This is a genomic window from Streptomyces coryli, from assembly GCF_011044975.1.
Lineage (GTDB): Bacteria > Actinomycetota > Actinomycetes > Streptomycetales > Streptomycetaceae > Streptomyces > Streptomyces coryli.
Map to the genome: position 1 here is coordinate 1 of NZ_JAAKZV010000268.1, position 9,978 is coordinate 9,978.

13 protein-coding genes and 1 tRNA gene are annotated in these 9,978 nt (G+C 71.0%); 8 read left to right on the top strand and 6 right to left on the bottom strand.

Annotation, left to right across the window (positions count from 1 at the left end):
• Positions 1-396 precede the first annotated feature (396 nt).
• Together G5C51_RS35555 and G5C51_RS35560 are read left to right on the top strand one after the other, a co-directional pair.
• Positions 397-630: a hypothetical protein gene (locus tag G5C51_RS35555; protein WP_026276023.1), complete on the top strand. Its 234-nt coding sequence runs from the start codon at positions 397-399 to the stop codon at positions 628-630.
• Between the two features lie 58 nt (positions 631-688).
• Positions 689-761, top strand: a tRNA-Ala gene (locus G5C51_RS35560).
• Between the two features lie 549 nt (positions 762-1,310).
• On the opposite strand, the gene G5C51_RS35565 is transcribed toward G5C51_RS35560, so the two are convergent.
• Positions 1,311-1,910 (bottom strand): TetR/AcrR family transcriptional regulator, encoded by a 600-nt coding sequence (locus tag G5C51_RS35565; RefSeq protein ID WP_165243896.1) that lies wholly within the window; start codon positions 1,908-1,910, stop codon positions 1,311-1,313.
• A gap of 109 nt (positions 1,911-2,019) precedes the next feature.
• Here G5C51_RS35565 and G5C51_RS35570 point away from each other — a divergent pair, with 109 nt between their 5' ends.
• Entirely contained in the window at positions 2,020-3,510 is a 1,491-nt protein-coding gene (locus tag G5C51_RS35570; protein WP_165243898.1) for a carboxylesterase/lipase family protein, read from the top strand.
• Here G5C51_RS35570 and G5C51_RS35575 read toward each other — a convergent pair.
• Together G5C51_RS35575 and G5C51_RS35580 are read right to left on the bottom strand one after the other, a co-directional pair.
• Positions 3,501-3,791, bottom strand: coding sequence for a hypothetical protein (locus G5C51_RS35575; RefSeq protein WP_240930148.1), 291 nt, complete (start codon positions 3,789-3,791; stop codon positions 3,501-3,503). The two genes, G5C51_RS35570 and G5C51_RS35575, sit on opposite strands and share 10 nt — an antisense overlap.
• A 9-nt stretch (positions 3,792-3,800) precedes the next feature.
• The gene (locus G5C51_RS35580) at positions 3,801-4,379 is read right to left on the bottom strand and encodes a dihydrofolate reductase family protein (protein WP_165243900.1); all 579 of its coding nucleotides are present in this window, start codon (positions 4,377-4,379) and stop codon (positions 3,801-3,803) included.
• 149 nt (positions 4,380-4,528) lie between these two features.
• On the opposite strand from G5C51_RS35580, the gene G5C51_RS35585 reads away from it, so the two are divergent.
• Genes G5C51_RS35585 through G5C51_RS35600 form a run of 4 tightly spaced genes read left to right on the top strand, consistent with a single transcriptional unit; the run spans position 4,529 to position 6,629 of the window.
• Positions 4,529-4,735, top strand: a complete 207-nt coding sequence (locus G5C51_RS35585; protein WP_165243902.1) for a hypothetical protein — start codon at positions 4,529-4,531, stop codon at positions 4,733-4,735.
• The gene (locus G5C51_RS35590) at positions 4,732-5,355 is read left to right on the top strand and encodes an SMI1/KNR4 family protein (RefSeq protein WP_165243904.1); all 624 of its coding nucleotides are present in this window, start codon (positions 4,732-4,734) and stop codon (positions 5,353-5,355) included. Before G5C51_RS35585 ends, G5C51_RS35590 begins: the two co-directional genes overlap by 4 nt.
• A 45-nt stretch (positions 5,356-5,400) precedes the next feature.
• Positions 5,401-6,045, top strand: coding sequence for a class I SAM-dependent methyltransferase (locus G5C51_RS35595; RefSeq protein WP_165243906.1), 645 nt, complete (start codon positions 5,401-5,403; stop codon positions 6,043-6,045).
• Between the two features lie 50 nt (positions 6,046-6,095).
• Entirely contained in the window at positions 6,096-6,629 is a 534-nt protein-coding gene (locus G5C51_RS35600; protein WP_165243908.1) for a DUF4240 domain-containing protein, read from the top strand.
• Between the two features lie 74 nt (positions 6,630-6,703).
• Here G5C51_RS35600 and G5C51_RS35605 read toward each other — a convergent pair whose 3' ends face one another.
• Complete coding sequence (locus G5C51_RS35605; RefSeq protein ID WP_165243910.1) at positions 6,704-7,321, bottom strand: TetR/AcrR family transcriptional regulator; 618 nt, start codon at positions 7,319-7,321, stop codon at positions 6,704-6,706.
• Between the two features lie 70 nt (positions 7,322-7,391).
• Between G5C51_RS35605 and G5C51_RS35610 the strand changes: the two genes are divergently transcribed.
• Positions 7,392-8,285 (top strand): NADP-dependent oxidoreductase, encoded by an 894-nt coding sequence (locus tag G5C51_RS35610; RefSeq protein ID WP_165243912.1) that lies wholly within the window; start codon positions 7,392-7,394, stop codon positions 8,283-8,285.
• Between the two features lie 97 nt (positions 8,286-8,382).
• On the opposite strand, the gene G5C51_RS35615 is transcribed toward G5C51_RS35610, so the two are convergent.
• Both G5C51_RS35615 and G5C51_RS35620 read right to left on the bottom strand, forming a co-directional pair.
• A complete protein-coding gene (locus G5C51_RS35615) occupies positions 8,383-8,607 on the bottom strand; it encodes an EF-hand domain-containing protein (RefSeq protein ID WP_165243914.1) in 225 nt (74 codons plus the stop codon).
• Between the two features lie 77 nt (positions 8,608-8,684).
• A partial coding sequence (locus G5C51_RS35620; RefSeq protein WP_165243916.1) for an NADH-ubiquinone oxidoreductase-F iron-sulfur binding region domain-containing protein occupies positions 8,685-9,978 on the bottom strand: 1,294 nt, incomplete at its 5' end.

Genomic DNA, 9,978 nt, shown 5'->3' on the forward strand with positions numbered 1-9,978 from the left:
GTGCCGGGCCGGTGGCGGTGGCGGGCCGGTGGCGGTGGCGCTGGCGGCGCCAGTGGCGGCGGCGGGGCCCGGTCCCGGGCCCGTATCTCATCCCTGAGGCCCACCCGGCCCCAGCCGAAGGGATGGTGCCCTCCACCGCCCGTCGTGGCAGAATCAACCGGGCCGGGAAGGGGGACCCAGAGCACCGAAGGGAGGGGGTCTGCGCGATGCCGCCGAGCAGCACCGCGGAGCGACCGGGGCGACACCCCGGCCCTACCGCGGACGCCTCGGCCGGACACGGCGCGGCCGCCCTCCAGTGCCCGGCCTGCGGATCGACCCATGTCGCCCAGGTGCTCGGCGACAACGGCGGAGTGACGTATGTATGCACGGCCTGCGGCCATAGCTGGAGCTGAGTAGATGGGGGCCCACAGCAGGAAGTGCGACTGGTGCGGCAACGGCACCCCCATCGTCCGGGACATGGAGCCACTGAACCCGGACTACCAGTACTGGTGCGAGGAGTGCGCCCGAGCGCTGATCATCAAGGGCGACCCGATCGAGACGTACCGGGAGCTGGAGGGCGAGCCGATCTACGGACGGTTGCTGGACGAGCACTGCACGCTCAAGCGCTTTTACTCCTTCGCAACCGCCTGACGAGGTCGTGTAAAGTAGGCGAAGCCGCAGGCCGGGGGACCGGCGGGTGGCGAGATGCGGGGCTATAGCTCAGTTGGTAGAGCGATTGCATGGCATGCAATAGGTCAGGAGTTCGATTCTCCTTAGCTCCACGTGATACGGATCCCGTCCGATCGATTCGATCGGGCGGGATCTTGCAGTTTCTGGGGCCGTCCGTGGGGTTGGACGGGGCTGATCGGCAGCTTCGGGGGACCGGGGCGGTCGCGCGGAGCGATGCTGTGGTGCTGTTCGGTTCCGGATCTGAGCGCTCAGGGTGGTGGGAGCCGGCCGGCCGGCTGCGGCCTGGCCGGTCTCGGCGCCGCGGCCGTGGGCAAGGCGGTTCTTCGGTTCGGCGATGTTGATTGGATGGCCTTTGAGGACGCCGTTGAGGCCTTCCGAACGCGCCCGAATCGGCGGGAAAGTGTCCCGCCAGGTCGTGCTGAGGTAAGGGCGGTCCTGGCGGAGCTTGTCCGCGGTGCCGAGGTCGCCTGGGCGCAGCAGGGGCGAGCTGGCCCGTACGATGCCGCCCACCAGGCGCCGTTGGCCGAAGCGAGCTGACGTCGATGCCCGCCGGCGTGACCATCTGGCTAAGCGATGCCAGGTGCCGTGGGCCGCGCTAGAGCTGATCTTGTCCCCACCTGCCCCTCACGTCCGGGGGCAGGTCACGTACTGCTGAACAGCCGGTCCAGATGCACGTCGATAGCGGCGAGCGCGTCCTCGGGCTCGATCACGTCGAGTTCGATCAGGGGGGTGAAGCCGGTGAGGGCGAGGAGCAGGTTGGTTTCGGTCGCCGGGTCGCGGTCGGAGTCGATGTGCCCGTCGGCGATCGCCTGGCGGACCAACTGCTCTACGAGGGCCCGCCCTTGGACGAGGCCGCGGCGCGCCTGCTCGTGCACGGCCTGGTCGTGTAGCGCCTCCAGGACGTAGGCGGCGCTCATCCGGCTGGTCGCGCGGGCGTCGGCATGCAGGGGGAGCATTTCCGCGAGCGTCAGTCGCAGCACGTCACGGGGGTGCGGACGGTCACCGAGTTTTTCGAGCCCCTGGTGTACGCGCACCGAGGTCTGCTCGGACGCGAAATCCATGGCGAAGGAGAGCATGGCGGTCCGGGAGGCGAAGTAGTGCTGCAGCTGCCCGAGTGACATGCCCGCCTCCTGTGCCACCACGCGCATCGTCAGCTGTGCGACGCCGCGCTGCGCCACCACCCGCCACAGTGCGCGGGCGATCGCTTCGCGGCGTCCACGGTGATCCACCTGCTTCGGCATCGCCGGTCCCTCCCTCGTGCTCCAGCACTGTTTCAATACAGTTGACATAATACACCTGACCCGTAACCTGACCCGTAACCCTGGGATCCACTCGCGGGAAGGAATCGTCATGTCCGAACAGCCAAAGGCACGGACCACGGAAGGCGTGGTGCAGGGGTGCCGGCGGCAGGGGCACGCGGTGTTCCGCGGCATCCCGTACGCCCAGCCCCCGGTCGGAGCGCTTCGCTTCGCCGCGCCCGCGCCGCCGCACCGATGGGAGGGGACGCGGCAGGCGGTCGAGTTCGGCCCCGTGGTGCCGCTGTCCCTGCCGATCGACGTGCCCCCGCAGGGCACCGACTGGCTGACGCTCGACGTCGGCACTCCGGATCCCGGCGCGGCGGGACTGCCGGTGCTGGTGTGGATCCCCGTGGGCGGCTACCTCTCGGCGGTGTCGAGCGACCCGATGTACGACCCGGCAGCGCTGGCCGAGGCGGGAGTCGTCGTGGTGACCATCAACTGCCGTGTGGGCGCGGAGGGATTCGCGTTCCTCGACGACGCGCCGCCCAACCGCGGATTCCTCGACCAGATCGCGGCGCTGGAGTGGGTGCAGCGCAACATCGCCGCCTTCGGAGGCGACCCCGGCCGGGTCACCGTAGGCGGGCTGTCCGCCGGGGCGGGCTCGGTCGCCGCCCTGCTGACGATGAAGTCGGCGCGCGGGCTGTTCCGGCGGGCCATCGCCCATTCGGTGCCGGGGCTGTACAGCACCCCCGCGCTGGCCCGGGAGGTCACCGCCGCGTTCGCGGAGCGGCTGGGTGCGGCGGCCCCCACCGCCGAGGCCCTGCGCGACATCGACCCATGGCACCTGGCCGCCGAGCTCACCTCCTTCAACGCCGGCCTCCACGCGCACCGGGAGAGCTGGGGGCGCCTCACGGAGACCGGCACCGCGCTGTGCCCCGTCGTCGACGGCGAGGTCCTCCCGGAAACGCCCTGGACCGCGCTGACCGGCGCGCGTGCGAGCGGGACCGAACTGCTCGTCGGCCATGCCCGGGACGAATTCCGGTACTTCAGCGTCATGAGCGGACGGCACGGCACCTTCACCGAGGAGGACGCCCGCGCCGCCCTGGAACTGCTCGCCCCGCCGCCGGACGGCGCGCGGGCCTACCGTGCCGCGTTCCCGCAGGCAGGCCCGGAGGAGCTGGTGGAGACGGTGTACTCCGACGCCCTCTTCCGCATGCCGTCACAGAAGCTGGCCGAGGCGAACGCCGCAGCCGGCGGCACCTCGTACCTGTTCGAACTGTGCTGGACTGCCCCGGTCCTCGGCGGCATCCTGGGCGCCTGCCACAGTCTCGACCTGCCCCTGGCGTTCGGCACGCTCGACAGCCCCGTCGGCACCCAGCTCATCGGCGAGGAGCCGACCCCCGAAGCCGTCGCGCTCTCCCGCGAACTCCAGGAGACATGGGTCCGCTTCGTCACCACCGGCGACGCGGGCTGGCCCGCCCACCGGCCCGACGGGCACCTCACCCGCGTCCTGGACGCCGAATCCAAGACTCTGCCCTACCCCGAACAGGCCTCCCGCCAGATCTGGGAAGGCCACTTCCCCGCCCCCTTCGATCATTCGTAAGTGTCCGGGTCGGCTCCTACCTCCGGATGTGAGAGGAAGCCCACCTCCGTCAACCGCGCCACCAGGGCCTCGTCCTCCCAGTCGAGAAACTCCAAGTCGCTCAGATGGCCCTCCTCGGTTCGCCCCTGGAGCTCCGCCACCGCTTCATTGGACAACTCGTAGATGTGCCGCGGCTCCGCACCCATCCGCACCAGCAAGTCCCGTGGCCCGAGGCCCTCGCACAGCGTGAAGGTGTAGCCCAAGTCGTACGTCGTCGCTATCCATCGCAGCCCGTTCGCCACGTCCGCCCTTCAGCCGTGCAGAGTGGGCCGGTAGATCAGCTCCTGGATGTGGCCGTCGAAGGTCTGGCTCCCGATCAGCTCCAGGTCGAAGTCGGCCGCGTCCTCGAAGATCCGGTAGGCGCCGGTGCGGCCGCTGATCACCGGGAAGATCGTCACCTGGACGCGGTCGACGAGTCCTGCGGCCAGCAGTGCCCGGTTCAGTGACAGGCTGCCGTGTGAGCGCAGCGGCACCTTGGATTCCTCCTTGAGGCGGGCGACGACGTCGACGGCGTCGCCGGCTGCGACGGTCGTGTCCGGCTGGGCGAGGGGGCCGGTGAGCGTCGTCGAGACCACCGTGGTCGGCATGGCGCGCATCCGGGAGTTCACCGGGTCGAGGTCGGCCTCCGGGACCGGGCCCAGCAGCTTCTCGAACAGCCGGTAGGTGTTGCCCCCGAGGACCATCCGCTGCTCTTCGCTCATCACGGCGAGGCGGTCGGCGAGGAATTCGGGGCCCTGCTTGCCCCAGTAGCCGCCCCAGTCGCCGTCGGGGCCGTACGAGCCGTAGCCGTCGAGGGTGGAGAAGACGTCCCAGGTGTAGACAGCGGTCATGGTGCTCTCCTTGCGTGCGGTTGATGGCCATGGCCTGTTGTGCATACAGACGGGGAACCGCGGCAAAACTCATCGCACGCGGAGTCTGCGTTGTCAGTGCCCCGCCGTACGGTGCACGCAGCCGATCCTTCTGGGAGGGGGCCGACGTAATGGACACGGACAATGCGCTGACGCCGGAGCGGATAAGCGCCGAGATCCTCCGGCTCGAGGCGCTGCGCGAAACCACCGTGCAGCAGCTCGCAGCCCACACACTCCCGGCGGGCAAGGCGGTCCGCCGGATCGTCGCGGTGCAGCACGACCTGCGGGCGCTGCGGGAGCGGGCCATGGAGCAGGCCGCCGGGAACTCCGTGTCATGACCGCCGCAGCCTTCCACCAGGCCTGGGACCGCTTCGAAGCCTGGCTGGCAACGCACTCACCCGCCGATCACGCCACGCTGCAGCCGCCGGCCACCGCGGCCGAGCTCCACGCCTTGGAGTCCGCGCTCGGATTCTCCCTCCATCCCGAACTGGCCGCCTTGCTGCAACGCCACAATGGCGTCGCCGAGGACCGCGGCTGGCAATCGCCCCCCTTTCCGGCCGGCTCCTTCCTCCCGCTGGGGCACCGCCTGGACAACGCCTGGGCCATAGCGGCCGTGCATCAGCAGCTCATCGAGCTCGACAGGGAATATCCGAGCGCGGAGTTCTGGGGCGAGGACGACCTGAACGGCCACCGGCATCAGTGGGTCTCCTTCGCGCACCCCAACGACGGCGGTCTCGCCTTCATCGACCACCGTCCAGGTCCCACCTACGGGCACGTCTATGAGTTCGGTCTGGGCTCGGGAGCCGTCGATCCCACCGAATGGGCACCCAGCCTCACCCAGTTCATTACGACTCTGACCACATGCCTTGCCGACGGCACCCCCTTCCGGCACTTCTGGCCCGAGAAGTTCGAGCATCCCGCCGGGGATCACCGCATCAACTGGAGTGTCCGTATCTGAGCGTCACCCGGCCCATATGGCGACTTTGTGCGTAGCGTTGGGTGCATGACAACTGGAGACGAGGCGGCTCTGCTGGCGGAGCAGGTTAGGTACTACCGGGCTCGGGCGGGTGAATACGACCGGGTGTACGCGGAGCGGGAGGATCTGCGTGAGCTGGTGGATGTGGTGGACGAGCTTCCGGTCGTCGGGGACGTCCTGGAGCTGGCCTGTGGTACGGGGCAGTGGACGCGGGCGCTTGCCGACAGGGCGCGTACGGTGACGGCCCTCGACGCCTCGCCCGAGGTGCTGGAGCGTGCGCGGGCCCGGACCGCTGCCGCGAATGCGCGGTTCGCTCAGGCGGACATTTTTGCGTGGCAGCCGCAACGCCGTTACGACACCGTCTTCTTCGCCTTCTGGCTCTCTCATGTGCCGGCTTCCCGGTTCGCCGACTTCTGGAGCACCCTCACCGGCGCGCTGGCTCCGCGGGGCAAGGTGGTCTTCATCGACGAAGGGCCGGCCGAGGCCGTCCGCGAGGAAGTCGCCGCGACGGTACGGCAGCTCGATGATGGCAGCCGCTATCGCATCGTGAAGATCTTTCACGATCCCGCCACTCTCACCACCGAACTCGCCGCCCTGGGCTGGACCGCCGACATCCGGTTGCGCGGGAACTTCCTGGTCGGCGTGGCCGAGCCGGCGACGGAAGCGGGCTGAAGCCCCCGCGTCGGCGGGAGTTGTCAGACCCGGATGGCACGCTTGGCGGCATGGACAGAGACCGCTTCTGGGAGATCGTCGATCAGGCTCGCGGCCAGGCGACCGACCCCGCCGACGCCGCGGATGTCGCCGAGCGTTCCGCCGCGCTGCTTGCCGGGTGTGGGCCGGAGGAGATCGTTCGGGCGCAGCAGATTCTGTGGGAGCTGATGGCCGCGTCGTATCGGGCGCCGCTGTGGGCCGCGGCGTATCTGATCAATGACGGGTGTTCCGATGACCTCTTCGACTATTTCCGGGGCTGGTTGATAGCTCAGGGGCGGTCCGACTTCGAGCGGGTCGTGGAGGATCCGGACGCGCTGGCCGCGCTGCCCGCGATACGGGAAGCGGTGGACGAGGGCATGGACTTGGGCGGCGAGGACATGCTCAATATCGCTCTTGAGGCATACGAGACCGCCACCGGCGCCGAACTCCCCGGCGACTCGTTCACCATCGACTATCCCGAGCTCGACCCCGCCTGGGACTTCGACTTCGACGACTTCGAGCGCATAGCCGAGCGGCTGCCGCGCGTGGCCGAGCTGTACGCGTGACGAGCGGGCGGCGACCCTAGCGGCCCCGGGCGCCCAGCGACCCAGCGACCCAGCGACCCAGCGACCCAGCGACCCTAGCGACCGCTTGTGCCGCTTGCCCGTGGAGCAGGGCCCGCGGCGTCCCAGGCTGCCTCGATCATCCGGAAGATCTCGTCCAACGCGGCCTCGGGATCGGCCTCTTCACGCGCCAGCGAATAAGCGTCGATCACGAACCTCGCGATCGTCCGGCTCGCCGTCGGGGACAGGGACAGGGACAGTTCGGGGTCGGCGGCGATCGCCGCCGCCAGCGTCTCCGCGTGGCGCAGCCGCATCGACTCGTCGTACTTCCGCAGGGCGGGCGATTCGTCGATCATGCGCCAGATCGGGGCGGCGCCGGCCGCCGTGCAGTGCCGTACCAGGGCCTCGATCTCGTGGCGCAGCGCGGGGATGAGTGGGGCGTGCGGCGCCCGGCCGGTGACCGCCTGCGTGAGGCGTTGCTCGAAGTCTTCGTCCTGCTCGAACACCAGCGCCTCTTTGGAGGCGAAGTGGGAGAAGAGGGTGGTGACGGCCACGTCGGCCTCGGCTGCCACTTCACGGATGCCCACCGCGTCGTACCCGCGTTCCAGGAAGAGCCGCAGAGCGGTGTCAGCGATCTTCTGGCGGGTCGCGGCCTTCTTGCGCTCTCGGCGTCCGGTGGCAGGCGGCACGGTCATGCCCTGACGCTACCAGGTAAGAAACCGGAGCAGTTCCAAAACGCTAACCGTTAGTGTTACGGTCCGTCGCATGAAGAAAGTGAGCTTCGCCGAGTTCGGCGGCCCGGATGTTCTGCACCTCATAGATGCCGAGGAGCCGCACGCGGGCCCCGGCCAGGTACGTATCGCCGTGCGGGCGGCGGGCGTGAACCCCGTCGACTGGCGGGTCCGTGAGGGCCAGGTCCTCGGGGCCCATCCGGTCGAGTTGCCCGCCGGTGTCGGGCTCGACGCCGCCGGGGTGGTGGACGAGGTCGGCGAGGGCGTCGAAGGGGTCGAGGTCGGCGAGCGCGTGTTCGGCGAGGGCGCCGGGACCTACGCCGAGTTCGCTGTGCTGTCGGCCTGGGCGCGGATGCCGGAGGGGCTGAGTTTCGAAGAGGCCGCCGGGTATCCGTCCGTGGTGGAGACCGCGCTGCGCGTCATCCGCGAGGTCGGGGTGCGGCCCGGGCAGACGCTGCTGGTCAGCGGCGCGTCGGGGGGAGTCGGTTCGGCGGTGCTGCAGGTCGCCCGCGACCGCGGCATCACCGTGATCGGCACCGCCGGGGCCGCGAACCAGGACTATCTGCGGAGCCTGGGCGCCCTCGCCACCACGTACGGCGAGGGCTGGGTGGAGCGGGTGCGGCGGCTCGGCCATATCGACGCCGCGCTCGATCTGGCCGGCTCGGGCGTGATCCGCGAGCTCGTCGAGCTGACCGGGGACCCGCGGAAGGTGATCTCCATCGCCGATCTCGGGGCGCCGGAGTTCGGGGTCCGGTTCTCCGGCGTGGCCGGGAGCGTGCCGGAGGCACTCGCCGAGGCCGTCGGCCTCATCTCGCGGGGAAAGCTCCGTATCCCGGTCGAGAAGTCGTACCCGCTCGCCGATGCCGCGGCCGCGCACATCGACAGCCAGGCCGGTCATACGCGCGGGCGGCGGGTCGTAGTCGTCTGAGCCGGCGGCCGGTTGATGGCAGCGCACCCGGCGGCCGGCCAGTGCGAAGGCCCCCGAGCAAGAGCTGAGGGGCCTTCGTGAGGGTGCCGGTGCGGCGTCAGTTGTTCTCAGCGGCCTCGTAGACCTCTATGAACTCCTCGAAGGACAGCGTGCCGTCGGCATCGCGGTCCTTGGTGTTCAGGACCGCCTGGGCCATCGCCACCGTGTAGTCCAGGTCACCCATCGCCAGCATCGCCTGCTGGAATTCCGCCGCGGTGACCCGGCCGTCCCCGTTCAGGTCGAACTTGTCGAAGACCTTGCGCGCTGCCGCCTTGTCGACCACGGCGCCACCTCCTGCTGCTCAGAAAACTCGACTGTCGCAAATGCGTGCCCACCCTACGACGCGTCGTTCAGCGGCCGTCACCGCATCAGGCGTAGTGCCAGCGCCGGGCAGCGGTGGACCGCCTGCCGCGCGCGGCCGGTGAGATGCGCGGGCAGCGGGGTGTCCGTACGCGACGGGTAGCCGTCGGCGTCCAGGCGTACGGCCTCGGGGAGCAGGTCGGCGCACAGGCCGTGGGCCTCGCAGAGGGTCCAGTCCACGGTGAGGCGGGCGGCGGGCGGTCCTTCGACGGCGTCCGGCGGCGGCTCGGTCGAGCCTCCCGCGCCGGGCGTTCCCGGCGTCCCCGGCAGCGGCAGCACCCCCAGCACCGGGCGGCCGCAGCCCGCGCCGAGCACATGCGCGGCCAGGTCGTCCGTGAACGCGGCCAGCGCCGAGAGCACCATCCGCGACGACCCGTCGGGGTGCTTGCACGCGCCGCGCCCGCGCACCGACTGCGCGCTGTCCCGCAGCGCCTCCAGCGCGGCCTGGCCCCCGCCCCGTACCACCGCGTCCAGCTGCGCGGCGAGCGTGGGCAGGCCCAGCCGGCAGGGCCCGCACTGGCCCGCGGACTCGGCGGCCAGCCAGTGCGCGACGCGGGCGGTCTCGCCCAGCGGGCAGGTCGCCGCGGGCAGGGGGAGCACAGCGCCGGCGCCTAGGGTGCGGCCGTGCGCGGCCAGGGTGGTGTGGGAGAGGGCGACCTCCTGCGCGGCGTACCGGTCGACCCAGGCGCCGTGATAGCCGCCGATCAGCACGCCGGAGAGATCCGGTGCGGCGCCCAGGGCCTGGAGGAGATACGCGAGCGGGGTCCCCGTCGGCGCCTCGACGACGGTCGTGGCGGGGACGCCGCCGGAGAGGGTGAGGAGGAGGGTGCCGGGTTCGGCGGGGATGCCGGTGGCGGCGTACGCGTCGGCGCCGAGGCGGGCGGCGACGGCGAGCTGGGCGTAGGTCTCGGCGTTGCAGAGCAGCACGCCCTCGTCGGTGGCGTGACCGCGGGTGCCGGCGGGCAGCGCGGGACCGCCGCGGACCGCTCTCAGCAGGGCGGATGCCTCGCCGGACACCATGCGTTCGGGGACCCGGACGACGTCGGTACGGGGCCCGCGCCGCCGCCGCAGCGAACGGCCGCCGCCCCGGCCGAGCCCGCGCTCGGCCAGCGCCGCCCGTACGCACGCCTCGGCCCGCGGCCGGGCCACGCCGATCGCGACGGCTTCCGCGCCGAGGGCGGCCGCGGCCAGGAAGGCGCCGTCGAGGACGAGGTGGGGGGCGCGGGTGAGGAGGACGGTGTCCTTGAGGGAGGGGGGTTCGCCTTCGCAGCCGTTGACGATGACGGTGGGGCGG